The sequence below is a fragment of the Neoaquamicrobium sediminum genome (assembly GCF_040970315.1).
GTDB classification, from domain to species: Bacteria; Pseudomonadota; Alphaproteobacteria; order Rhizobiales; family Rhizobiaceae; genus Aerobium; species Aerobium sediminum.
The window spans coordinates 56,272-79,497 of sequence record NZ_JAZHFV010000005.1; the positions used below are offsets into that span (position 1 = coordinate 56,272).

Below are 23,226 nucleotides of genomic sequence, written 5' to 3' on the forward strand. Positions count from 1 at the left end.
CGCCGGACAGACAACTCAGGGTTTCTCGACCCGCGACACCTGATAGGTATGCATTTTACCGGCGCGACCGATCGAAACATATTCGCCGGTGACGAAGCGCTCGTCGCCGAGCTTGAAGCCGATCTCGTCGTCCTGCTCGCCCTCGACATAGTCGAAATACCAGGTTCCGCCGGGCTTGCGACGCAACCGGCCGACCTTTTCGGTGTCGCCGTTGCTGAAATGCCGGACACGGCACGCGGCCTGATGGGTTTTCCACTCTCCGGCATCCAGACGCCCCTCGCCATCCAGCGGAACGAGCAGGTCGTAGCCTTCCTCCGTGTCGCCGGCGGGATGGCCGCTTTCACGGGCCAGCAGCAGCCGCACGTGGCGGAAACGCGGTGTGAGGTCCTTCATCTCTGTCATGGGGCGCTCCAATCGTTGCCTGTTGGCTATCCCAGTGGACAGGATCGGGCCTTGATCACGATCAAGGCGGCCAGGGCCACCTTGCCGCATTGGTGGCAAGTCGGTCCTGCGCGGGAGCCTCCGGGCCTGATGAAATCGGCTCGACAAAGGAGATCAGCCGTGAAGATGGAAGCCTTCGTTCCCCTCGTTACTTATCTCAATCCGAATTCCGACGCGGCTACGGCCAATGTCGTGGCGATGGCCGGTCATCTCGGAGCAACGCTTCATGCGCTTGCGATCAACGCGGATATTCCGCCGGTCTCCAACGCCTTGTCGCATTTCCTGCTCGACGTGCCGGAAATGATCCGCGAGGCGGAGAAGCTGAGCCGGGAGCGCGGGGATCACCTGCTCACGCTCATTGTGGAGAGGGCGCAGGCGGCCGGTTTGACCGCCTCCACCAACGCGATCGCAGTCAAGCCCGCGCTGCTGGCCGAAACGGCCGCCGTCCATTCACGCTACCACGACATAAGCCTGCTGGGCTGGGAGGCTGGTAACCCGACGTCACGCCTTACCGCCGAGACCGTCATCTTCGGCGCCGGCCGTCCGACCGTTCTGTTGCCCGAACTCTCACCTGTTGGCGCGCTTGAACATGTTGCCGTCGCCTGGGATGGCAGCCGTGTGGCCGCGCGCGCGGCCGCAGATGCAGCGCCGCTGCTGGCTCGCGCCACGCGCGTCTCCGTTCTTTCGGTTGTCGACGACAAGCCGTCCAGCCGCGACGCGGCAGAGCGTTTTGCCGGCGGGCTCGTGCGCCGAGGCGTCGAGGCGGCGGCAGTTCCGCTTCGCGGGCAGGGTGCGCCGATCGCAGAGACCCTTCAGGAGACCGCGCTGGAGCGCGGCGCCGGCCTGCTGGTCATGGGCGGCTACGGGCACTCCCGGCTGCGCGACTTCGTGCTTGGCGGGGCGACGAAAGGTGTGCTCGACAATCTTCTGATGCCGGTTCTGCTCTCGCACTGACACGCTGCATCAACCGCGCGGCTTGCCGCGCAGGATGACCGAGCGAAGTTCCAGGTTGCGATCGAGCACGACGAAGTCTGCTACCGCGCCCGGCGCGATCCGCCCGCGATCCGTCAGGCCGAGATAGTCGGCGGCGATCGTGGCCGTGCGTCGCGAGGCCTCGTCGATGCCAAGACCGATCGAGACGAGATTGCGGAAGGCCTGAAGCATGGTGAGGCTGCTTCCGGCCAGTGTCCCGTCGGCAAGGCGCACGCCGTTGCCGCATTTCTTCACATGCTGGGTACCAAGCCGATAGTCGCCGTCGGGCATGCCGGATGCCGGCGTGGCGTCCGTTACGGCGTAGAGGTTGGGGATGGCGCGCAGCGCGGCGCGGATCGCACCGGGGTGCACGTGCAGGAGGTCCGGGATCAGCTCCGCATGCTCGGCATGGGCAAGGGCCGCGCCGACGATGCCCGGTTCGCGGTGATGCAGGCCTGACATGGCGTTGAACATGTGCGTCACGCCGTGGCGCCCGCTCTCGAAACAGCGCGCCGCCGTCTCATAGTCGCAGGACGAATGGCCGATCTGGACGCGCACGCCGCGTTCGTTGAGATAGCGGGTGAGTTCCTCCTCCGGATCTGCTTCCGGCGCAAGTGTCACCACGCGGATGCGAGCGAGGCCCATCAAGTGCTCCATCAGGGCCGTGTCGCCGTCGATAACGAAATCGGGCTGTGCGCCCAACCGGCTGCGGCTGATGAAGGGACCTTCGAGGTGGACGCCCAGAACGGCCGCTTCGCCGTTGCCTGGCTCGAGTGCTGCGCGGTTGGCGGCTGCCAGCGCCTGTTCGATGTCGGGCACCTCGGCCGTCATCGTGGTGGCGAGCAGGGCCGTCGTGCCTGCCGCCGCATGGGTCGCTGCCACTGTATGCGGCGCGTTGCCGGCCTCCATGATGTCGGCGCCGCCGCCGCCATGACAATGCAGGTCGATGAAGCCCGGCAGCACGATCGCGCCGTCATTGCTAGTATCCGTCTCCTCCACCGCCTCGATCCGCCCATCCCGCCAGCGCACGCGCCCCTCGATCCAACCGGTTGGCGTCAGCACGCGGCCTGCGATCTCACCTGTCTGCATTTCCGATCCGTTCCATGATTGCCAAATGGATTATGATGTTATAACCAATTCTCCGCGAGGATACCACATAACTCTGACACAGAGGCTTCCGGAGGTTGATCATGATGAAACTGACGCGACTGAAACTGGCGCTTGCCGCAGCCGTTGCGCTGCCCGCCTCGGCATTCGCCGAGCCCGTGAATATTTCCTACCTGACCCATTGGTCGCCCGAGACCGTCGCGCTGCTCGAAGCTGCGGCGGCCAGCTACAGCGAGGCCAATCCCGATGTCACGATCACCGTGCAGGCGGTGCCGTTCGGTGACCTGCTGACGACCATCCGCTCGCAGGGCGGCGGCGCGGGTGGACCGACCATTGCCAGCATCTACGATCTGTGGCTGCCGGAACTCGCGCGCGATGGTCTTGTCGAGAAGGCGCCCGAGGCGGTCTCCGGTGACGTCAGCGCCGCATGGCCGGCCGGCATTGCCGCAGCGGCCAGCGTCGACGGCGCGGTCTACGGCATTCCCAACGAGATCAACGTCTACGCGCTGAACTACAACAAGGGGCTGTTCGAGGAGGCGGGCATCGCTGAGCCGCCGGCTACTTGGGATGCGCTGAAAGAGGCCGCCGCCGCAATCACCGCCAGCGGTGAAGGCCGCCAGGGCTTCGGCATGATCAACTCGTGGGCTGCCGGTGTCGTACATCCGTTTTCATCGCTGCTGGTTTCCAATGGCGGCGACCTCGTGGTCGACGGCAAGCCGGCGCTCGACAGCCAGGCCGCAGGCGAGACGTTCGCGCTCTACGAGGAAATGATCAAGGAAGGTTATACCGATCCTTCCATGGGCACGGCCGACGCCAACACCACCGGACCGTTCCTCGACAACTTCGTGTCCGGCAACACCGGCATGATCATCATGGCCAACTGGTGGGAAAGCGCGCTGCGCGCCGGCATGGGCGACCGCTTCGATACGATCGGCACCGCGCCGATTCCGGTCGGACCCAGCGGCGACACCGCCCGCTCGATCTCCTATTCATGGCTGACGGTGGTCAATGCGGGCGCTGCCGATGCGGAGCGCGAGGCGGCGTGGGACTTCCTGTCCTGGCTCAACGGTGCTGAATCGGGCGAGAACGGCGCGTCCGCAATGTCCGGCATCCTGATGTCGATGGGCATCCTTCCGTCGCGCAGCTCCGACGTCGAAGCCTATCAGGACGATCTCGGCCGAGACTTCCTTGCCGGTTATGTCGACGTGCTCGAGAATGCCAAGGCATTCCCGGTCGTACTTGGCGGGCAGGAGTTCTCAGAGGCCCTGCAGCAGGTGATCGAATCCCTGCAGTACGGCCAGGTCGACGCCCAGGAAGCGCAGGCCAACGCACAGGCCGACGCCGAGTCGATCCTGGAGCGGGCCAAGCAGTAGCAATAGGTATGGCCGGGTGCGGCGGAGCCGCATCCGGCTAGACACCCGCCTTCGTCATGGATTTGCGTATCTCCATATGGCCACGATGACCAGAAGCTCGATCACGGTGATGCTCGCGCCGGCGGTGACGCTGATCGGCGTGTTCATCCTCGTGCCGATGGCCCTGACCATCTGGCTGTCGTTCCACGACTGGTCGACGCAGACCGGCTTCGAGACGGCGCGTTATGTGGGGTTGCGCAACTATCAGGACATCGTCGGCCCGATCTCGGTGGGGCGCGACTTCAAGCGTGCCTTCGTCAATACGGCGATCTACACTGCGCTGTCGGTCGCCATCATCCTGCCGCTGTCGGTGATGCTGGGCCTGCTCGTCTATCAGACGCGCGTGCGGGGCGGGCACCTGCTGCGGGCGGTGCTGTTCTCCACCTATATGGTGCCGATGGTCGCGGTCGCGCTGGTGTGGTCGAAGCTCTATTCGCCGGCCGAAGGGCCGATCAACCAGATGCTCGGTTGGGTGGGCGTAGCGCCTGGCACATGGCTTTCCTCGCCGGATACGGCTCTCGTCTCGATCGTTTTCCTCAATGTCTGGCAGCAGGTCGGTTATTTCACGGTGCTGATCATCGCCGGCCTGACCCAGATACCCAACGCCCTCTACGAGGCTGCGCGCATCGACGGCGCGAACCCGGTGCAGGAATTCTTCGGCATCACCCTGCCGCTGCTGCGGCGCACGCTGCTGTTCAGCGCGGTCATCGCCGTTATCAACGCCGTGCAGGTTTTCGAGCCCGTGGCGCTCATCACGCAAGGCGGGCCGGCGGGGTCGACCAACGTTCTGACCTATCACATCCGCCGCGTCGGCATCGAGCGGGCGCAGGGCGGGCTGGGTTCCGCCATGGCTGTCACGCTGATGCTGTCGCTGATCGTCGTCGTCGTCGCGCTGTTCGCGTTTGCGCGCAAGGGAGAGCGCGAATGAGCGGCACGACAAAACCCTTCCGGCGCAACAATCCCAGTGGGTTCGATGCCTTGCTCGTGCTGCTGATCGTCGTTGCGGCCGTGGTCGCGGCGTTCCCCCTCGTCTGGATGGTGCTTTCCAGTTTCAAGACGCCGGCCGAAAGCATGCAGGTGCCGCCGGTCTGGCTGCCAAAGACGCCGAGCCTCGATTCCTATTCGGAGGTCGCGGGCGTCATCAATGCCGGACGCTCGTTCTGGAACTCGGCCGTCATCGCCACGGTGACTACGGCGGGCATTCTCGTTACCAGCCTGATGGCCGGCTACGCCTTCGCGAAATACCGCTTCCGTGGCCGTGATGCGCTGTTCGCGCTGCTGATCGCGACGATGTTCCTGCCGCCGATCGTGACGCTGATCCCGCTCTACCGGCTGGTGAGCTATATCGGACTCAACGGAAGCCTGTTCGGCGTCATCGTTCCGCATCTGGCGAACGCCTTCGGCATTTTCCTGATGCGTCAGTTCATCGCCGGCGTGCCGGACGACCTGATCGACGCGGCGCGTGTCGACGGGGCCTCGGAACTGCGCATCGTCTTTTCGGTGGTAGCACCAGCCGTCGTACCGGCGCTTGCTGCGCTGACTCTGTTCGCCTTCGTCTATCACTGGAACACCTATCTCTGGCCGCTCACCGTGCTGCAGGGCAACACCGACGACTACCCCATCGTCATCAGCCTGAGCCGGCTTCTCTCCTACAATCGCGGCGCGATGAACACGCATCTGGTGATGGCCGGCGCGACGCTCGCCGTACTGCCGCCGCTGGTCATGTTCGTTTTGCTGCAACGCTTCTTCGTCGACAGCATCGTCAGCTCGGGGGTCAAGGGATGAGCCGGCTGCTGGCACTCGACCTCGGCGGCACCAACCTGCGCGCGGGCGTGGCTCATGCTGGCCGGCCTGTGGTGGTCGAGACCGTTGGTCGTTGGCCGGCGCCGGCGCGCCTGGCCGATTTCGAGGTCATCTTGCGCGAGCTTGTCGAGACGCATGACCCGGCCCGCATCGGTATCGCGATCCCGGGGCTTGCGAACGGCACCACCTGCACCTGGGTACCGAACCTGCCGTGGCTCGATGGCGTCGACCTTGCCGCAATGTTTCCAGGCCTGCCGCTTGTGCTTGGCAACGACGCCCAGCTTTCATTGCTGGCCGAAGCAACCGGAGGCGCGGTTTCGGAACTCGAAGACGCGATCCTGCTGGCGATCGGCACCGGCATCGGCTCGGCTGTTCTGTCCGGCGGCCGTGTCGTGCGTGGCGCAGGGGGTGGCGCGACGTCGTTCGGCTGGGCCTGCGCCGACCCTTCCGATGCAGGGGACGACCGGGACGGCTGGCTGGAGCGCCATGCGTCCGGCCGCGCCCTCGATCGTCTCGCGGCAACCATCGGGCTTGCCGATGGAGCCGGGCTGATAGAGGCGGCACGCGGAGGCAATGTGCAGGCACAGCACCTTCTCGAAGGGCCGGCATCTGCACTGGGCACTGCGCTGGCCGGTGCCGTGGCGCTGCTGGATGTGCGCGCCATCGTCTTCGCGGGCGGGGTGGCAACAGCGCTCGATGTTCTGGAGAAGTCCATCATTGCCGCGCTGCAACGACAGCTTCCGCCGCATCTGCGCGCTGTCAGGTTGCTGGCCGGTCAATACGGGCCGGGGGCCGCGCTGGCCGGCGCAGCCATAGCCGCTGCGGGAAGTCCGCTTTGGGAGGATCGGAAATGACCGAGATCGCACCGATAGCCAAGCCAGACCGCAACCGCCCCGAGCCGCTGTGGCATCAGGCCGAGCAGGCGCTGCGCGGGTTGATCGCCGACGGGACCTGGACAGACGGCATGCAGATCCCCAATGAGGAACGGTTGAGCACGATGCTCGGTGTCAGCCGCATCACCATCCGCCACGCACTGCGCAACATCGAGGATTCCGGCCTGCTGCGGCGCGAGCACGGCCGCGGCACCTTCGTGCGTTCGTCCACCGTCATTGCCGGCGTACGCGGGCTGACCAGCTTCACACAGGAGATGGCGGGGCTCGGCCTCATCGTCGGTTCGCGCATTCTCGAACGCGACGAGCAGGCCGCCTCGGCCGAGGTGGCGAGCGCGCTGGAAATCCGCCAGGGCGAACCAGTCGTGCGGCTGCGTCGCCTGCGCATGGGCAATGACGCGCCGATCGGCGTCCAGACGGCGTACATGCCGCTGGCGCGGGTTCCCGGATTTCTCGCACTGGAGCCATCGGCATCACTCTACCAGACGCTGAGCGCGCATTTCGGCATCGCGCCGCGCGAGGCCCGGGAGGTCTATCGCGTCGGCACCGTCGCTGCGGAGGACGCCGCCCTGCTTGGCATCGAAACCGGCAGCCCTGCCTTCGTCGTCGAACGCATCACCTCGGACGCCATCGGGCCGTTCGAATTCGTCCACTCCATCATGCGGGGCGATCGCTACGAGATTCGTTCCCGTCTCCACATCTGATCCCAAGCGAAAGGCAGAACATCACCATGTCGACCCTCTATATCAGCCGTCTCACCAAGCTTGCCGAAGAGGCAGCACAGACCAACGAAGCCGCGTTCGAGACCGTCTCGACGAAGCTCGCAGATTCGCTGCAGGGCGGCGGTCTGGTGCACCTCTACGGTTCGGGCCACTCGGTGCTGCCGTGCCAGGAAACCTTCCCGCGCTACGGTTCCTATGTCGGCTTCAACCCGCTGACCGACCCGCGCGTGATGTGGCACAACGTGCTTGGCGCCGGCGGCGTGCGCGAGCTTCTGTGGCTGGAACGCACCGAAAACTACGCGGAGAAGTTCCTCGACCATCAGCCGTTGAATCCCGGCGATTCGATCATCATCTTCGGTCATAGCGGCCGCAATGCATCTGGCATCGATACCGCGCTCTATGCCAAGAAGCGCGGGTTGTTCGTCACCGCGATCACCTCGACCCACAATCTGGACAAGCCGGCCACCCATTCTTCGGGCAAGCGGCTTGCCGACGCCGCCGACGCGGTCATCGATACGCGTTCGCCGATCGAGGATGCGGTGGTGCCGGTGGAAGGCTGGTCGCGCCCCGTGGCCGGGTCTTCGACAGTGCTCGCGATGATCCTGATGCACGAGCTTGTCGCGCGCACCGCGCAGAAGCTTGGCGAGCGCGGTGTGGAACTGCCGACCTTTGCCTCACCGACCATCGCCGGCGTGACGCTGCACGACACGGACGTCATCTACGGCAAATATCGTGAGCGCATGATCGACGCCCAGCAGAAGCATCTGGACTTCTTCAAGGGAAGGATGCAGGGCGAGGCCTGATCAGCAAACGGGCATGACAGGGAGACACGAACAATGACGCAGACGATGATGGCGCGCGAGATCGCGGAGATACCGGCAGTGACCGCGCGTCAGCTCGGCGAGGGCCTTTCCGCCTATCAGGCCATCGGCCGGATCCTGCGTGACCGTGCCCCCCTGTTTGCCGCTACATCGGCGCGCGGCACGTCGGACCATGCCGCGACCTACCTGAAATATCTGGTGGAAACGCGGCTCGGTCTGCCGGTCGCGTCCATCGGGCCGTCGGTGGCCTCGATCTACAAGGCGCCGCTGCATCTGGAGCAGGCGGCACTGTTTGCCGTCTCGCAATCCGGCGCCAGCCCGGACCTGCTGGCGCTGCTCGAGGCCGGTCGGAAGAGCGGAGCCGTCACCGTCGCGCTGCTCAATGCCGAGGGCTCGCCCGCCGCGAGCGTCAGCGAGCATGTGGCGCCACTGCTGGCTGGTCCGGAAAAGGCGGTCGCCGCCTCCAAGAGCTATGTCGCTTCGCTCGTTGCCATGGCGGCGATCGTCGCGGAATGGACCGGTGACGAGGATCTTACGCGCGCGCTTGCACTGCTGCCCGACGCTTTCGCAGACGCACTGCGCTGCGACTGGAGCGCGGCGGACGAGGCTTTTGTTGCGGCGGAGTCCGCATACTGCCTCGGCCGTGGCCCGGGTCTGACGATTGCGGCAGAGGCAGCACTGAAGTTCAAGGAAACCTGCGCGCTACACGCCGAGGGGTTCAGCAGCGCGGAGGCGATGCACGGTCCGCTGGTGCTCGCCGGCGAGGGGCTGAAAGTGCTCACCTTCGTACCCGGGGACGTGGCGCGCGCCGGTGTGCTCGACACCGCGGAAAGGATGGCGCTGGCCGGCGCCGACGTCTGGCTCGTCGATCAGGAGCAGGCGGGCCAGAACACGCTGCCGGCGGCCAACGCTCCGCATCCTGCGCTGGTTGCGCCGGTGCAGGCGGTTTCCTTCTATGTCTTTGCCGAGCGGCTGTCGCGCCTGCGCGGCCACGATCCCGACCGGCCGATGCACCTCAAGAAGGTCACCGAGACCGTCTGACGAACACAGGGATTATTGCCGCATGGCGACGCTGCAGCTCAGCAACATCGAGAAGACCTATGGCTTGGTCGAGGTCATAAAGGGTATCGATCTCGACATCGCGGATGGCGAGTTCGTGGTCTTCGTCGGCCCGTCCGGCTGCGGCAAGTCGACCCTTCTGCGGATGATCGCTGGGCTTGAGGAGATCAGTGGCGGCGATCTGTTCATCGACGGTGAGCGCTGCAATACGCGCGCGCCGAAAGATCGTGGCATCGCCATGGTGTTCCAGTCCTACGCGCTCTACCCGCACAAGACCGTCTATCAGAACATGGCGTTCGGCCTGAAACTGGCCGGGCGGCCGAAAAGCGAGATCGACACGAAGATCCGCGAGGCCGCTCGCATCCTGCAGATGGAGCACCTGCTGGAGCGCAGGCCGCACCAGCTTTCCGGCGGCCAGCGCCAGCGGGTGGCGATCGGCCGCGCCATCGTGCGCAATCCCAAGGTGTTCCTGTTCGACGAGCCGCTTTCCAACCTCGACGCGGCGCTGCGGGTAAGTACCAGGCGCGAACTCGCCAAGCTGCACGCCGACCTCAAGGCGACGATGATCTACGTCACGCACGACCAGGTCGAGGCGATGACGCTCGCCGACCGCATCGTCGTGCTCGACGGCGGCGTCGCCCAGCAGATCGGCAGCCCGATCGAGCTCTACGAACGTCCGCGCAACCTGTTCGTGGCCGGTTTCATCGGCTCGCCGAAAATGAACTTCATCGCCGCAAGCGTTGTCGGGCGCGACGGAAGCGGCCTGCGGGTGACAAGCGAGGAGACCGGCGAACTCGTCGTTCCGGTCGAGGATGGGACACATCTCGCAGAGGGCGCTGCCGTGACACTCGGCATTCGACCCGAACATCTCGTTCCAGCCGGTGCCGGGGATTGCGCCATCGACGCAGCGGTCGAACTTGTCGAGAGGCTGGGCGACCAGAGCCTGCTGGAACTGCGGACGGCTACAGGCACGACCATCGTCGCTCGCGCCGATTCAGGCTCGCCCATCAAGGTCGGTGACGCGATCAGGGTCGGCTTTGCGCTCGACCGGGTTCATCTGTTCGGGACGGACGGGCAGGCGCTGCGGGCATGGCCGCGTAACGCCTGATCGCCCGCTATAGTGCCGGCTGCCGCCGGTTCATGATCCAGACCGCGATGCCGCCGACGATGTAGGCGACGAGCCCGTATGCGGCAGGCGGAATGGCGAGCTCGGGATCGTTGAGCATGAATTCGCTCATGGCCAGCGCGATGACAAGCGCGGCATTGCGGATGCTCATCGACATGGAGAGCGCGACGGCCTGGCGTCGTTCGACGCCCAGCAAGCGCGGCAGGAAATACCCGACTGCCAGCGCGATCAGGTTGAAGGCCACCACGACAGTGCCGACGGTCGGACCCCAGGAGGAGAGCAGGCTCCACTGGCTTATGAGCGCGAAGATCACGACCAGCGCCAGGAAGATCGTGGCGAGCGCCTTCACCGGTCGGTCGAGCTTTGCGGCGAAGTCGGGATACCGGCTGCGGATGAAAACGCCGACGATTGCCGGCACGATTGCGATCGCGAAAATTTGCAACACCTGCACGATTTCCAGCCGCACATCCGTGGTTTCGCCATAGAAGGCGAAAAGCGACAGGTTGACGATGACCGGCAGCGTCAGCAGCGCCAGCATCGAGGTTAATGCCGCCATGGACAGGCTGAGGGCGACGTCGCCGCGCGCGAGGTGCGTGTAGAGAGCGGCAGATGTGCCGCCGGGGCTTGCCGCCAGCAGCATCATGCCCATGGCGACGGCCGCGGGCACGCCGGCGACCTTCACGAGCGCGAAACAGAGTGCGGGTAGAAGCAGGATATGGCAGAAAAGGCCGATGACGACCGGCCATGGCCTGGCGAGGACGCGCGTGAAATCCTCGAGCCTGAGGGACAGCCCGAGCCCCAGCATGATAATGACGAGCGCCGCCGGCAGGCCGACACTCAAGGCCAGACTGGATTGCATATGACCATCCCCGATTTCGGCGCGAATATTAGCGGAAAGTCATCTATGAAGTCTTACCATGCGGCGAATGCACAGCGGACCATTGCAATGACGGCGGGACGCGCTAGCTTGATCATCCGATGACGTCACCCAGGCCCACCTCGCAGGACATCACCAAGCTTATCGTTCGCGTGTCCATGAAGGACAGGGCGGCATTCGATTTGCTTTACCGACGAACGAGCGCGAAACTCTTCGGCGTTTGCCTTCGTGTCTTGAGCGACCGGGGTGAGGCTGAGGAAGCGTTGCAGGACGTCTACGTCAAGATATGGACCAAGGCGGATCGTTTCGCGGTATCCGAGCTGAGCCCGATCTCGTGGCTCGTCGCAATCGCGCGGAACCATTCGATCGACCGGATACGCGCGCGCCGTGAGCGGACGACGGCGATCGATGCCGCGCTCGAGGTGCCGGACGAAAAGCCGGATCCGGAAGCCGAGGCGGTTGCGGGCGGCGAGCGGGATAGAATTAATTCCTGCCTCCAGGAGCTGGAGCAGGACAGGGCAGCGGCTGTGCGAGCAGCCTATCTGAACGGCGATAGCTATGCAGAGCTTGCCGAGCGTTTCTCGGTGCCGCTCAACACGATGCGAACCTGGCTGCGACGCAGCCTGATGAAGTTGAAGGAATGCCTGGAGCGATGACGCCGGCTGACGACAGAGATCTGGAACACGGAGGCGACGATGCGCTCGCCGCCGAATACGTTCTGGGCGTGTTGCCGGGCGATGAACGGCAGGCAGTTGCGAGGCGTGTTGAGGAAGACGCCGCGTTTGCAAGCCTGGTGGGAGCGTGGGAGGAGCGGCTTTCGCCCCTTAACGCGGGGTACGAGGATGTTGAGCCGCCTGCCTCGCTCAAGACGCTTGTCGACGCCCGATTGTTCGAGCGGCCGGATCGTAAGCCGGAGCCCAGGCCCGGTTTCTTTGAGAGCCTTGCCTTCTGGCGGGGCCTTGCCGGTGCGGCTGTAGCTGCTCTTGCCATCGCGATCGCCCTGCCGTTTTTGCAGCCTGCGGCAGTGCCAGAGGTTGCGCCGCGTCTTGTGGCGTCGCTGGCAGATGACGGGACCGACGTGCGCTATCTTGCGGTTTACGATGGACACTCCGGCGACATCGGGCTGTCCCATGTGACAGGCGACAGGGCGCAGGGGCGCGATTTCGAACTCTGGTTGATCGAGGGCGATGCGGCTCCGGTGTCGCTGGGTGTGGTGCCGGTCGGGGCCAGCGTGCATGTTCCCGTGGCGCCGGCGCACCGTCAGATGATTGCGTCCGGCGCGCTCTTTGCGATCAGCCTGGAGCCGGAAGGCGGTTCGCCGACCGGCCAGCCGACGGGACCGGTCGTGGCGGCGGGCGACCTGCGCTCCATCTGAGCGACTTCACGTCTTTCCGGCTGCTGCCTGTCGCGCCCGAGATCAATCGCCCGCATCTTTTTTCACAATGTCTGAAACTTCCGGAAAGTGGTGTCCGTAGCTCTGTGCGTCCCCATCAGAGGGATTGAAAATTCGAGAGGAGTATCAGGACATGCACAAGATCACATCCACCATCCTCGCCGGCGCATTTGCCGCCACTTCGGTTGCAGGCTTCGCCTTCGCCAAGGACAACCCGATGGTCGGCGGTGCCGCCATGTATGCGGACAAGAACATCGTCGAGAACGCGATGAACTCGGCCGACCACACCACGCTCGTCGCAGCGGTCAAGGCCGCCGGCCTCGTTGAGACGCTGCAGGGCGAAGGACCGTTCACGGTTTTCGCGCCGACCAACGAAGCTTTCGAAGCACTTCCGGCCGGCACGGTCGATGAACTGCTGAAGCCCGAGAACAAGGACCAGCTCGCCAAGGTTCTGACCTGCCATGTCGTGGCGGCCGATGCGATGTCCGACGCAATCGGCAAGATGATTGCCGACGACAATGGCGATCACCCGGTAAAGACGGTGGGCGGCTGCACGCTGCAGGCCAAGATGGACGGCGACAAGATCACGTTGACCGACGAGACCGGTGGTGTGGCCACCGTCACAATCGCCGATGTCGACCAGTCCAACGGCGTCATCCATGTCATCGACAAGGTTCTGCTGCCCGCTGGCTAATTGCGGGGGTCGCAGGCCGGCGGAGCGACGCTACCCGACCCTTCAGCGCCGCAAATCAGGCCGGCAGATACCTGCGCGATGACAGGAAGAGGCCCGGGACGCTGTCCCGGGCCTTTTCTGTATCCGATTTCTATTTGACGTATCTGCGCTCGCTGGTCACGTGCGGCTTGCAACCGCGATGATGGGCAGCGTTGTCCCACAGGCGGATCGGCGGTGCGAGGCTGACCAACTGCGACGAACCACCCTGCAGCAGAACGCGGTAGGGTCGCATGCCCGGGTAGCCACCGTTGATCGCTTTCGAGTTGACCATGCCACACACGGTCACGTCGCCATAGGCATTGTCGCGCACCGCGATCATGTGACTCCAATGGGCGGAACGCGGGTCGAGAAGATGCGCGGAAACGGTTGCTTTCGTCACTTCGATGTCTGCCGGTGTCAATTCGTGAATCCAACCCGTTTCGACGGTTGAGCAGCCGCTTAGCGCAAGCAATGCCGCGGCGAGCGTCGCGTTCGTGAATTTTCCCATAGGTCGGCCCTCGAAGTTGCAGCCTCATTCTCCCATGGAATGGCTTGCGCAAGGCTGGTCAGTTCCGTAATGACGCCAGAGGGGCCGATTGCAATCGAAGCTGCCTGGCCGCGACAGGGTGGCATGTCACGGGCGGGAAGACAGGTCGTATCGGAAATAGCTTGACGTACAAGAATGCCTTCGAGCGCAACAACGCGATCTCGGTCTTCCTGATGGGCGCACTTCCCGCGGTCGCCGGCAGCGCGATCTCGGTGATGCTCGTCAGCTTCATGGTCTGGGCTGTCATATCCCTCGCGTTTCGGCGGTTCGAGTTTCATCTCACTCCCGGTGACCGGCTTGTCGCGTGGACGTTTACCGCCTTCGTTGGGCTGGTGCTTGCAACCGCTCTGTTCGGCGAGAACCTGGAGCAGATCCCATGGCATACGCTTTGGCTGCTTCCGTTTCTTTCGGTCTGGGTTGTGATACCGCGGCTGCGAGCCACACCCGATCTTGATTATCTGCACATATTCGCGGTTGGAGCCGCGGTTGGCGCGGTTGGAGCGCTTATTATCGGTCTCGTCCAGGTCGTGGGGTTCGATCAACGGGCCGAAGGAGGAGCTGGGAACGCGGCCGTCTTCGGCATCATATCTCTATGCCTCGCCGCAATCGCGAGCCTCAACCTTGACGATCCACGCAGGAACTACCGCATGCTGGCCGTTGCGGGCATCGTTGCCGGTCTGCTTGCGGTCGTTCTGTCGCTGACGCGAGGGGTGGCCATCGTGGCTATCGGCGTGCTGATCGTCATCGTCATCTATGCGCCGCGTCAGCGGTTGACCAATGCTACGCGGGTGGCTTGGCTTGGCCTTGCCGTTGCCGTCGCCGCCGCGCTCTATGGCGCGGCCGACCTTATCGCCGACCGCCTGTTGCTTACCGTCGAAGAACTCAACAGCGTGGTCTCCGGCGAAAACTCGGCCAATATCGGCGAGCGGTTGCGTCTGTGGATCGCGGGATGGAGTGCAATAGGCGAGTCGCCGCTTTGGGGGCACGGCATCCAGAACCGCATGGCGAAGGTTTCCGAGCTGCTGCTGCGCGACGGCTTGCCTGTCCAGCATTATAGCCACGCCCACAATGCATTTATCACCTTTGCGATTGACGGCGGAATCGTCGTCCTTGGCGCGGTGATTGCGGTGCTGATCGTGCCGGTCTTCGTTGCGTGGCGCGCCCCGCGGGACATACGTCACCGCAAGCGCTTTTTCCTGGCGTTGCAGGTCAGCCTTATCTTCGGTCTGTGCGGCCTGACCCAGATCATGTTCAAGCACGACATCATGGATGCCTTCTACATCTTCTCTGCCATTCTGATGGCAGCCAGCATTACGGATATGCGGGCGAGACGGCGCTAAGGCCCCGATGCCGTCCGAGGACTGAACTCAGTTCGCCTGCCGCCCGGCCATGTAGGCCGCAAGGCGTCTGCTGGTGTCGTCGGCCGGCTGCCACCCCGTCGCTGCCAATCGATCCGGTGAGACCACCAGCGGTCCGGATAGCCGCCGCCATAGGTCGCGCCGCCCGACCATTGCGGACAGGCCCGCAAGCAGAGGCTCGGGGATCGTGAAAATGCCGGGGTTCCGGCCGATGCCTTCGCGCATGGCGGCAACGATCCCGGCTAATGTGAGTGGACTGCTGTCGCTGACGATGTAGGTGCCGCCGGCGACCGGGTTCGACAGAATATGTAGGACCGCCGCGCCGAGCCGTTCGACGTCGAGCAAGGATCTGCGAGCCTGGATCCCGCCGAGCGGAAGCGGAAAGGGTGTATGTGCGAGGCGAAGCAGTCCGGCAAGCCCGCCGCGCATGCCCTCACCATAGACCGCGACCGGTCGGAACGTGACGAGCTGTCGGCTGTCGGCGGCGAAGATTTCAGCGAGCTTCTCTTCCGCCTCGAGCTTCGAACGCCCGTAGTCGTCAGTGGGCCGGGCAGGGGAACTCTCGGTCAGCACTTCCGGAGATGTCGGGCCAGTGATGGCGCGGATCGAAGAGAGAAAGACAAATCGCCCAGGCACATGGCGTCGTGCCGCGTCTGCGAGTTGAACTGAAAGATCGACATTGGCGACGCGATAGCCGTCGTATCGCAAATTGGTAGATGCATCCGCGATGCCGGCGCAATGGACAAGATGGTCGACGCCGGACACGAGCTGATCCCATGCTCCGGCGCCTGCGTTTGCCGCCGGCATCAACGCTCGATCTTCACGCCGCAGGTCGAACTGATTGGGGTCCCGCGAGGCGACGCGGACCTTATAGCCGCCGCTTCGCAGGTGCGCTGCCACGGCACGTCCGATAAAGCCGCTCGCCCCGGTGACAAGCACCTTCCCGGACCGGTCTCCGCTCATTTTTCCGTATATCTGAACAGGACCTCGACGGCGGCCTTGCGGTCCGCGCTTGCCACGGCGCCGCTCAGTTCGGCCAGCATGTCGGGAACGGTATCGCCACTGCCGTTCATCCGGTGCGCGCGCAGGATCTTCGAGTGAGCGGTCGGTGTCACACCCTCGGGATTGTAGAAAAGCTCCTCATGGAGCTTTTCGCCCTCGCGCATGCCGATTGTGACGATCTCGATATCGCCCTCGGGATTGCGCGCATCGCGCACACTGAGGCCCGCAAGGGCAATCATATCCTCGGCAAGATCCCGGATGCGGATCGGGTCGCCCATCTCCAGGAGCAGGATGTCGCCGCTCTCGGAGAGCGCACCCGCCTGCACGATCAATTCCGCCGCCTCGCGCACTGACATGAAATAGCGGGTTATCTTCTCGTCGGTGATCGTCACCGGGCCGCCATTGGCGATCTGTTCCTTGAATAGCGGGATCACGGACCCGCTGGATCCGATCACATTGCCGAAGCGGACGCAGGCGAAATTCCGTTCATAGGGCTTATCCAGCGTCCTCACGCCATGATAGCGGACGATTTTCTCCGCCCAGCGCTTCGTCGCGCCCATGACGCTCGCCGGGCGCACCGCCTTGTCCGACGAGATCAGGATAAAGTTGCGGACGCCGCAATCAGTTGCCGCCCTAGCCAGCGATTCCGTGCCGAGCACGTTGTTGCGGATGCCTTCGAGGCTGTTCTGCTCCACGAGATGAACATGCTTGTAGGCGGCGCAATGATAGATCGTCTCGATATCGTTCTCGCGGATGATGCGACGAACAAGGTCGCCATCCGTAATCGAGCCGAGCACCGTCACCAGCGGGAAGAGCGCCTCGCGCTGCAACTCCCGGCCTATCTGGTAAAGGCCGTGTTCGTTGGTATCCAGCAGAACCAGTCGTGCCGGCTTGAGCTGCGCGATGATGCGGCAGAGAGCCGAGCCGATTGAGCCTGCCGCGCCCGTCACCATCAGCGACCGCCCTTCGATCATGCCTCGCAGCAGCGCCGGGTCGGCCGGCACCTGCGAGCGGCCGAGCAGGTCGTCTATGTCGATGTCACGAACACGGCTGACGATATATTTGCCTTCCGCCAGGTCGACGATGGACGGCAGGATCCTGATGTTGACGGGGGCAGTGCCGATCTCGGCAATCAGTTCACGACCGTCCTGCCCCGCAAGGGTCGGCGTGGTGACGATGATTTCCTCGACGCCGATATTCGTCACCAGGCGCTTCAGTTCGCTAGGCGCGTAGACGCGGATGCCGAGCACGTCGAGGCCATGCAGCGAGGCATCCTTGCCGATGAAGCCGATGACCTCGCGCTCGCCCGCCGAACGCAACGCGCCTGCGAGCTGCGTCGCGGCATCGCCTGTGCCGTAGATCAGCGTCTTGGTCAGCCCCTTGCTCGCGCGGCTTGTCCGCCAGATCAGCCACTTGGCGCCGAAACGGCTGCCCGTGATCGTCAGGATCGAAAGGACCCAGAACACCGCGGGGATGCTGCGGGGAACGCCAGGTGCCCCGGTCATGGCCGTCAGGAACGCGAGTGCGACCCAGCTCAACACCGCCAGCGTCACGACCTGCATGATGGTCCATACGGCGCGGTCCGGAAGATATTTCAGCACCGCGCGGTAGAGGCCCATGCGCGCGAAAATGGGTATCGCAAGGGCTGGAGCTGCGAGGATGATGAAGACCTGAGAGGGGTTTGGCCGGAAAGGCTCGCCAAAGCGCAGCGAGAAGCTGAGCCAGCACAGAAACGTCAAGGCGACCGCATCGAACAGGATCAGTACCCAGCGCTTGCGGTTGCGCGAGCTTCGCGAAATCCGATCCCGCAGGCGGTTCAGCGCTGGCGATACGGCAAACATCTTCATGCCCGGGCTTCAGCTACTCGTATCGCGTTCTGATCACGCCGTTCAACCATCCCCAAGGACGGCCAGGCACTTGCCACCTCGATAAAGACGGCAACTCCTTGCTCAAGTCGCGCACCCACCGTCACGCCCCCGAAAGCCTTGAAATTGTGCGATGCCGCAGCGTTTCGCGATCATCTTCCTTGGCTTCCTCCACCTCGCCAGATAGCCAATTCACAACAGGAAGGCAACAACTGGGGTCCAGGTAGCATCGGGGTGCTCCAAGGACCTGTGCTATATGCACCATTGCTGCTATGGCGAGACCATGAAGGAAGCCGCAATTCAGATGGACCATCCCGCTCTCGCCAAGCGCATGTTCGACCTCGCTCTGGCACTGCCGGGTCTCGCGGTCGCGGCGCCGATAGTGCTGGTGGCGATGGCGTTGATCCGTGCAACCTCGCAGGGACCTGCGATCTTCGCCCAGGAACGGGTCGGCCGGCACGAGCAGCCATTCCGCTGCTACAAGTTGCGGACGATGTATGTGAACACACCGCATGTAGCTACACATGAGGTCGCCGTTTCCGCCATCACACCGCTCGGCGCGTTTCTCCGGCGCTTCAAGATCGACGAATTGCCTCAACTTTGGAATGTGGTGATCGGGCAGATGAGCATGGTCGGCCCGCGCCCGTGCCTTCCTGGACAGGAAGAATTGGTCCGCCATCGCAGGACGCTGGGGATCTTTTCACTCAGGCCGGGCATTACCGGCCTCGCCCAGGTGCGCGGCATCGACATGTCCAATCCGCAACGCTGCGCGGAGACCGATGCTGAATACATGCACGCGATTTCGTTGCGCGAAGACCTTCGGTTGATCGTGCGCACGATCCTTTAAGTCACCTCCATATTTATGGTTAGCATCTCGTTAAGCCTTCCGGTGCAGAATTCACCCTGCATCAATCTGCGTACGGAGAGCTCTACCGGTGGTAGTACGGGAGGGGCGGGGCGCACCCGAGACGACTGAAGCGGCGAGCAGTAGCGGCGGGCCCGGCGAAAACGCCGGGGCGGATTCCGTTGCGCTGCTTTCGCTCGAGGCTGACTGGTTCTGGGAGACCGATGCACAGCACCGGATCACCTATCTGTCGAAAGGCTATCGTGAGGCGACCGGTATCGATCCGGCTCGTGTACTTGGCCGGTCGAGGCTCGATTCGCTGCTTGAAGGTACTCGGCCTGATGATCAACCTGGCAGCCAGCTTGACGATCTGCGGGCCAAGCGGCCGTTTGCGGGCTATGTCTATGTGATCCGCGACGCCGGCGGCAACCGGCGATCGCTTTCCATTTCAGGCGTGCCCAGAGCTGATACGGATGGGACATTCGTCGGCTACCGAGGGGTGGGACGCAATGTAACCGCCTTAGCTGAAACGCTGGGCGCCGTGATCCCGCCCGGCGGAAGCGATTCGGCTCTGGATGCCGCGCGTGTGGAGGCCGAGCAGGCGCGGAGCCGTATGCAGGCTGCCATCGACGCGCTGAGCGACGGCTTCGTCATATGGGACAAGTCCGACCGGCTGCTGGCGTTCAACACAGCGTTTGCAAGGCAGTTTGCATTCCTCCCCAATCTACGGACCGGGCGTGGTTTTCGCGAATTGCTGCTCGACTTCGCGCAGACTGGAATTGTCGAAGAAGCGAAGGGACGAGAGGCGGCGTGGGTCGAGGAACTGGTCGTCAACCGTTCTGCGGAACTCGGGCAGGATATTGTCTTCCAGACCCATGACGGACGCTGGATGATGCGGCGCGACATCCTTGCCGAGAATGGTGACCGCGTCGGCATCCGCAAGGATATCACCGAATTCAAACGCCGCGAGGCTGAGCTCGATAAGGCGAAGAAGCAGGCTGAAACCCTGCTTGGCGACCTGCAGAGCACGCTCGACTCTCTGGATATGGGCGTGGTTCTGCTTGATCCAGAGCTCAACGCGGAGATGATCAACAAGGCCTTTTACGACATCTGGAAACTTACGCCGGACGATGTTTCCGTCGGGAGCCCGTTTCGTGCCCTCATGGACATCAACCGGCATACAGGGATTTACAAGGTCGCCGATCAGGAGTGGGAGGATTATGTCGCATACCGTCTCGACGAGATCAGGGGCGAAGGGGGGGTGCCGCCAAGGGAGTTCCAGCGCGGCGACGGCCAGACACTCATCTATTCGGTGACGATGCTTTCCGGCGGCAAGCGACTTGTCTCCTATTTCGACATAACCGCGATCAAGGATCGCGAAGAACAGCTTGCCAAGGCGCTGGAGCAGGCGCGCCTGGCCGAGGCAGTTATCAACAGCGTTCCCAATCCAATCTTCGTCAAGGACGAAAAGCTCAATTTCGTAATGGTCAACGAAGCCTTCGCGGCGTTCCATGATGCGACGCCCGGCGAACTGATCGGACGGGGCGCTGCGGATATCGTTGGCGCCGACAATGCCGGATTGTTCGAAGATAGCGAAAAGCAGGTCTTGAGGACCGGCGAAATCTACGAGGTCCAGGAGGAGTTCGACATCTCGGGCAGCGAGGGCTCGCGGATTGTGCGCAAGAACCGGGTGCGCACCGCCAGCGGTCGCGACTACATCGCCGGCTCGATTTTCGACGTGACGGAGATGAAGCGGCGCGAGCGGGAGAGCCAGAAAGCGCGCGACTACCTCGCTGGTGTGCTGGAATCGTTCCCCGCCGGCGTCATCATCTATGACAGCAACGACCGGTTCGTGCTTGCCAACCGAATGCTGCAGGACATGCTTCCCGAACTGGTGCTGACGTGGCAGCGCGGGTGCACCTATCGCGAGGCCATCGAGCTCGGACACAGCTTCGGCTATTTCCGTGCGTGCGGCGATCCGGAGGTCGATGCTCTTTACGACAGCGACTACGAGGGATGGGTCGAAGGATATATGCGGCGCCATGAGCTGCCGCATGCCGTGTTCGAGCGCCGGAACCCGGACGGGCGCTGGTATCAGGCGCTCGACACGCGGATGCCCGATGGATCGTTCATTGGTATCCGGCTCGACATCACCGATCTGAAGGATCGCGAAGCCGCGCTCAAGGCGAGCATGGAGCAGATCGAGCTTTTCAAGCACGTGCTCGACGACCTGCCTGTTTCCACCTACGTGAAAACGGATGCGCTCGCGTTCGAATTCGTCAACAAGGCCTGGTGCGAGATCACCGGCGTTGCCAAGGAAGAGGCGATTGGCAAGACGGACCGGGACTTCTTCGGCGAGGAGGGCGAGGGGTTCGCCGGTCGTGACCTGAAGGTGCTCGAATCCGGCATAATGGATGAGACCGAGGAAATGCTTACGCGGCGAGACGGCACGGTGCGCCAGCTTATCGCGAAGAAAAGCCGGCTTGTTGGGGGCAACGGCAAGGTTCACCTCATCGGGTCGAGCACCGACATCACCGAACTCAAGCAGCGCGAGGCCGAACTGCAGGAGGCGCAGCGCAAGGCCGTGCTGGCCGATCGCGCTAAATCCGAGTTTCTCGCCAATATGAGCCATGAGATCAGGACGCCCATGAACGGCGTGCTCGGCATGGCCGAACTGCTTGCCAAGTCCGACCTGGATTCGCGCCAGAAGACATTCACCGACATCATCGTGAAATCCGGCAATGCGCTGCTGACGATCATCAACGACATCCTCGACTTTTCCAAGATCGATGCCGGGCAGCTGGTGCTCGATCCCGCGCCGTTCCATCTGGCCGAAGCGATCGAGGATGTTGCGACGCTGGTTTCCGCACGCGCAAAGGAAAAGGATCTGGAGCTGATCGTGCGGGTGCAGCCGGGGCTGCATGATCACTACGTTGGCGATGTCGGCCGCATTCGTCAGATCATCACCAACCTGCTTGGTAATGCCGTCAAATTCACGGATTCGGGCCACGTGCTGGTCGATGTCACTGGCGAGGAAGCCGGTAACGACACGACGCTTCGCGTGTCGGTGACCGACACCGGTATCGGCATTCCGGAAGACAAGCTGGCTCAGGTTTTCGACAAGTTCAGCCAGGTCGATGCGTCCTCGACCCGGCGGCATGAAGGCACCGGTCTGGGCCTCGCCATCACTTCGCGCCTCGTTGCGATGATGGACGGCGAGATGGGAGTGAACAGCAGGGAAGGCGAAGGTTCAACATTCTGGTTCACGATGATGCTGCCGCGGACCGGAAAATCCGGAAAGGAAAGGGCCATGCCGATCGATGTTTCCGGGGCGAGGGTCCTCGTGATCGACGATAATGCGGTGAACCGGACGATTCTGCTTGAGCAGCTTGGAAGCTGGGGCTTCGACGCTTGCGCGGCTCAAAGCGGCCAGGAGGGCATCTCCGTGCTCAACGCCGTGGCAGGGTTGGGGCTGCACGTCGACTGCGTTGTTCTCGACTACCAGATGCCTGGCATGACCGGCGGTGACGTCGCCCGCGTGATCCGGGCAACGCCGCAGATCGCTGGAACGCCTATCGTGATGCTGACGTCGGTCGACCAGTCGCTCGGTCAGGCGACATATCGCAGCCTCGACATAGACGCACATCTCATCAAGCCCGCCCGGTCGTCGGCATTGCTTGAAGCGCTCGTGTCGGCGATCCAGAAATTTCGGGGACACGCCCCTGATCCGGCAGCAGAGGCAGCTCCTGCGCCTGCACTGGAAGCAGCGGTCCCCGCCGTGGCGGCCCCGCGGCCCGAACTGCGCATCGCGCGCCGACCCGCAACTGGTGAACACCGCATCGATATTCTCGTTGCCGAAGACAACGAGGTGAACCAGCTCGTCTTCACGCAGATACTCGGTGAAACCGGCCATAGCTACGAGATCGTCAGCAATGGCAAGCAGGCGGTCGAAGGCTATCGCACCATGAAGCCGTCCATGATCCTGATGGATGTCTCCATGCCCGAAATGAACGGCCTGGAAGCCACGGCCAGAATCCGGGAGCTGGAGGCCTTATCGGGCGAGCATGTGCCGATCATCGGCGTGACCGCACATGCGCTCAAGGGTGACCGCGAACGTTGCCTCGAAGCCGGCATGGACGACTATCTTTCCAAGCCGATCAGCCCCAAGACATTGATGCAGAAGATCGAGCGCTGGATGGGCGGAACGCTCCAGGCGGGCCATCTGGCCGGATAAGTCCTTCGTCGGCTATCCGGCGGTGGCGTTCTTTTATTTTC

The 23,226-nt window shown here is 63.5% G+C and carries 21 protein-coding genes; 15 read left to right on the forward strand and 6 right to left on the reverse strand.

Translation table 11 applies throughout. The annotated features are described in order from the left end of the window. Nucleotides 1-15: 15 nt before the first annotated feature. Nucleotides 16-402, reverse strand: coding sequence for a hypothetical protein (locus tag V1479_RS15435; RefSeq protein ID WP_368803698.1), 387 nt, complete (start codon nt 400-402; stop codon nt 16-18). 165 nt (nt 403-567) lie between these two features. Between V1479_RS15435 and V1479_RS15440 the strand changes: the two genes are divergently transcribed. Then, on the forward strand, nt 568-1,395 hold the full coding sequence (locus V1479_RS15440) for a universal stress protein (RefSeq protein ID WP_368803945.1): 828 nt from the start codon (nt 568-570) through the stop codon (nt 1,393-1,395). A 9-nt stretch (nt 1,396-1,404) separates the two neighbouring features. Here V1479_RS15440 and nagA read toward each other — a convergent pair whose 3' ends face one another. Further along, the gene (gene nagA, locus V1479_RS15445; protein ID WP_368803699.1) at nt 1,405-2,502 is read right to left on the reverse strand and encodes an N-acetylglucosamine-6-phosphate deacetylase; all 1,098 of its coding nucleotides are present in this window, start codon (nt 2,500-2,502) and stop codon (nt 1,405-1,407) included. A 101-nt stretch (nt 2,503-2,603) separates the two neighbouring features. On the opposite strand from nagA, the gene V1479_RS15450 reads away from it, so the two are divergent. The 8 genes from V1479_RS15450 to V1479_RS15485 all read left to right on the forward strand — a co-directional run bounded on the left by V1479_RS15450 (nt 2,604) and on the right by V1479_RS15485 (nt 10,335). Next, nucleotides 2,604-3,893, forward strand: a complete 1,290-nt coding sequence (locus tag V1479_RS15450; protein ID WP_368803700.1) for an ABC transporter substrate-binding protein — start codon at nt 2,604-2,606, stop codon at nt 3,891-3,893. A gap of 85 nt (nt 3,894-3,978) precedes the next feature. Next, complete coding sequence (locus V1479_RS15455; protein WP_368803946.1) at nt 3,979-4,860, forward strand: carbohydrate ABC transporter permease; 882 nt, start codon at nt 3,979-3,981, stop codon at nt 4,858-4,860. Beyond that, the gene (locus V1479_RS15460) at nt 4,857-5,717 is read left to right on the forward strand and encodes a carbohydrate ABC transporter permease (protein WP_368803701.1); all 861 of its coding nucleotides are present in this window, start codon (nt 4,857-4,859) and stop codon (nt 5,715-5,717) included. Before V1479_RS15455 ends, V1479_RS15460 begins: the two co-directional genes overlap by 4 nt. Then, nucleotides 5,714-6,589 carry an ROK family protein gene (locus tag V1479_RS15465; protein ID WP_368803702.1) on the forward strand — a complete coding sequence of 292 codons (876 nt, stop codon included), beginning with the start codon at nt 5,714-5,716 and terminating at the stop codon, nt 6,587-6,589. The genes V1479_RS15460 and V1479_RS15465 overlap by 4 nt, the downstream gene beginning before the upstream one ends. Continuing rightward, nucleotides 6,586-7,329, forward strand: a complete 744-nt coding sequence (locus V1479_RS15470; RefSeq protein ID WP_173189260.1) for a GntR family transcriptional regulator — start codon at nt 6,586-6,588, stop codon at nt 7,327-7,329. Before V1479_RS15465 ends, V1479_RS15470 begins: the two co-directional genes overlap by 4 nt. A 26-nt stretch (nt 7,330-7,355) precedes the next feature. Then, entirely contained in the window at nt 7,356-8,150 is a 795-nt protein-coding gene (locus V1479_RS15475; RefSeq protein ID WP_173189261.1) for a sugar isomerase domain-containing protein, read from the forward strand. Nucleotides 8,151-8,183: 33 nt separating this feature from the next. Beyond that, complete coding sequence (locus tag V1479_RS15480) at nt 8,184-9,209, forward strand: SIS domain-containing protein (protein ID WP_368803703.1); 1,026 nt, start codon at nt 8,184-8,186, stop codon at nt 9,207-9,209. A gap of 22 nt (nt 9,210-9,231) precedes the next feature. Further along, a complete protein-coding gene (locus V1479_RS15485; RefSeq protein ID WP_368803704.1) occupies nt 9,232-10,335 on the forward strand; it encodes an ABC transporter ATP-binding protein in 1,104 nt (367 codons plus the stop codon). A gap of 7 nt (nt 10,336-10,342) precedes the next feature. Here the strand turns inward: V1479_RS15485 and V1479_RS15490 are convergent, their stop codons facing one another. After that, nucleotides 10,343-11,212, reverse strand: coding sequence for a bile acid:sodium symporter family protein (locus tag V1479_RS15490; RefSeq protein ID WP_368803706.1), 870 nt, complete (start codon nt 11,210-11,212; stop codon nt 10,343-10,345). A gap of 119 nt (nt 11,213-11,331) precedes the next feature. Between V1479_RS15490 and V1479_RS15495 the strand changes: the two genes are divergently transcribed. The 3 genes from V1479_RS15495 (at nt 11,332) to V1479_RS15505 (ending at nt 13,317) form a co-directional block, all read left to right on the forward strand. Continuing rightward, nucleotides 11,332-11,886, forward strand: a complete 555-nt coding sequence (locus tag V1479_RS15495) for a sigma-70 family RNA polymerase sigma factor (protein WP_368803707.1) — start codon at nt 11,332-11,334, stop codon at nt 11,884-11,886. Next, complete coding sequence (locus V1479_RS15500) at nt 11,883-12,605, forward strand: anti-sigma factor (RefSeq protein ID WP_368803708.1); 723 nt, start codon at nt 11,883-11,885, stop codon at nt 12,603-12,605. Before V1479_RS15495 ends, V1479_RS15500 begins: the two co-directional genes overlap by 4 nt. A gap of 151 nt (nt 12,606-12,756) precedes the next feature. Further along, on the forward strand, nt 12,757-13,317 hold the full coding sequence (locus V1479_RS15505; protein WP_173189273.1) for a fasciclin domain-containing protein: 561 nt from the start codon (nt 12,757-12,759) through the stop codon (nt 13,315-13,317). Nucleotides 13,318-13,447: 130 nt separating this feature from the next. Here V1479_RS15505 and V1479_RS15510 read toward each other — a convergent pair whose 3' ends face one another. Continuing rightward, nucleotides 13,448-13,843: a hypothetical protein gene (locus V1479_RS15510; protein ID WP_368803709.1), complete on the reverse strand. Its 396-nt coding sequence runs from the start codon at nt 13,841-13,843 to the stop codon at nt 13,448-13,450. A gap of 161 nt (nt 13,844-14,004) precedes the next feature. On the opposite strand from V1479_RS15510, the gene V1479_RS15515 reads away from it, so the two are divergent. After that, nucleotides 14,005-15,222 (forward strand): O-antigen ligase family protein, encoded by a 1,218-nt coding sequence (locus V1479_RS15515; protein WP_368803710.1) that lies wholly within the window; start codon nt 14,005-14,007, stop codon nt 15,220-15,222. Between the two features lie 27 nt (nt 15,223-15,249). Here the strand turns inward: V1479_RS15515 and V1479_RS15520 are convergent, their stop codons facing one another. Next, on the reverse strand, nt 15,250-16,203 hold the full coding sequence (locus V1479_RS15520) for an NAD-dependent epimerase/dehydratase family protein (protein WP_368803712.1): 954 nt from the start codon (nt 16,201-16,203) through the stop codon (nt 15,250-15,252). Next, nucleotides 16,200-18,083 carry a polysaccharide biosynthesis protein gene (locus tag V1479_RS15525; protein WP_438620623.1) on the reverse strand — a complete coding sequence of 628 codons (1,884 nt, stop codon included), beginning with the start codon at nt 18,081-18,083 and terminating at the stop codon, nt 16,200-16,202. The genes V1479_RS15520 and V1479_RS15525 overlap by 4 nt, the downstream gene beginning before the upstream one ends. A 307-nt stretch (nt 18,084-18,390) precedes the next feature. Between V1479_RS15525 and V1479_RS15530 the strand changes: the two genes are divergently transcribed. Together V1479_RS15530 and V1479_RS15535 are read left to right on the forward strand one after the other, a co-directional pair. Beyond that, complete coding sequence (locus tag V1479_RS15530; RefSeq protein WP_368803714.1) at nt 18,391-18,954, forward strand: sugar transferase; 564 nt, start codon at nt 18,391-18,393, stop codon at nt 18,952-18,954. A gap of 88 nt (nt 18,955-19,042) precedes the next feature. After that, complete coding sequence (locus V1479_RS15535; protein WP_368803715.1) at nt 19,043-23,185, forward strand: PAS domain-containing hybrid sensor histidine kinase/response regulator; 4,143 nt, start codon at nt 19,043-19,045, stop codon at nt 23,183-23,185. Nucleotides 23,186-23,226 lie beyond the last annotated feature (41 nt).

What these genes read in the sequence shown, in the direction of transcription:
- V1479_RS15475 (WP_173189261.1), top strand. Translation starts at nt 7,356, where the DNA reads ATGTCGACCCTCTATATCAGCCGTCTCACCAAGCTTGCCGAAGAGGCA.
- V1479_RS15460 (WP_368803701.1), top strand. Translation starts at nt 4,857, where the DNA reads ATGAGCGGCACGACAAAACCCTTCCGGCGCAACAATCCCAGTGGGTTC.
- V1479_RS15490 (WP_368803706.1), bottom strand. Translation starts at nt 11,212, where the DNA reads ATGCAATCCAGTCTGGCCTTGAGTGTCGGCCTGCCGGCGGCGCTCGTC.
- V1479_RS15500 (WP_368803708.1), top strand. Translation starts at nt 11,883, where the DNA reads ATGACGCCGGCTGACGACAGAGATCTGGAACACGGAGGCGACGATGCG.
- nagA (WP_368803699.1), bottom strand. Translation starts at nt 2,502, where the DNA reads ATGCAGACAGGTGAGATCGCAGGCCGCGTGCTGACGCCAACCGGTTGG.
- V1479_RS15505 (WP_173189273.1), top strand. Translation starts at nt 12,757, where the DNA reads ATGCACAAGATCACATCCACCATCCTCGCCGGCGCATTTGCCGCCACT.
- V1479_RS15450 (WP_368803700.1), top strand. Translation starts at nt 2,604, where the DNA reads ATGATGAAACTGACGCGACTGAAACTGGCGCTTGCCGCAGCCGTTGCG.
- V1479_RS15495 (WP_368803707.1), top strand. Translation starts at nt 11,332, where the DNA reads ATGACGTCACCCAGGCCCACCTCGCAGGACATCACCAAGCTTATCGTT.
- V1479_RS15480 (WP_368803703.1), top strand. Translation starts at nt 8,184, where the DNA reads ATGACGCAGACGATGATGGCGCGCGAGATCGCGGAGATACCGGCAGTG.
- V1479_RS15470 (WP_173189260.1), top strand. Translation starts at nt 6,586, where the DNA reads ATGACCGAGATCGCACCGATAGCCAAGCCAGACCGCAACCGCCCCGAG.
- V1479_RS15530 (WP_368803714.1), top strand. Translation starts at nt 18,391, where the DNA reads ATGAAGGAAGCCGCAATTCAGATGGACCATCCCGCTCTCGCCAAGCGC.
- V1479_RS15525 (WP_438620623.1), bottom strand. Translation starts at nt 18,083, where the DNA reads ATGTTTGCCGTATCGCCAGCGCTGAACCGCCTGCGGGATCGGATTTCG.
- V1479_RS15435 (WP_368803698.1), bottom strand. Translation starts at nt 402, where the DNA reads ATGACAGAGATGAAGGACCTCACACCGCGTTTCCGCCACGTGCGGCTG.
- V1479_RS15465 (WP_368803702.1), top strand. Translation starts at nt 5,714, where the DNA reads ATGAGCCGGCTGCTGGCACTCGACCTCGGCGGCACCAACCTGCGCGCG.
- V1479_RS15440 (WP_368803945.1), top strand. Translation starts at nt 568, where the DNA reads ATGGAAGCCTTCGTTCCCCTCGTTACTTATCTCAATCCGAATTCCGAC.
- V1479_RS15510 (WP_368803709.1), bottom strand. Translation starts at nt 13,843, where the DNA reads ATGGGAAAATTCACGAACGCGACGCTCGCCGCGGCATTGCTTGCGCTA.
- V1479_RS15485 (WP_368803704.1), top strand. Translation starts at nt 9,232, where the DNA reads ATGGCGACGCTGCAGCTCAGCAACATCGAGAAGACCTATGGCTTGGTC.
- V1479_RS15455 (WP_368803946.1), top strand. Translation starts at nt 3,979, where the DNA reads ATGACCAGAAGCTCGATCACGGTGATGCTCGCGCCGGCGGTGACGCTG.
- V1479_RS15520 (WP_368803712.1), bottom strand. Translation starts at nt 16,203, where the DNA reads ATGAGCGGAGACCGGTCCGGGAAGGTGCTTGTCACCGGGGCGAGCGGC.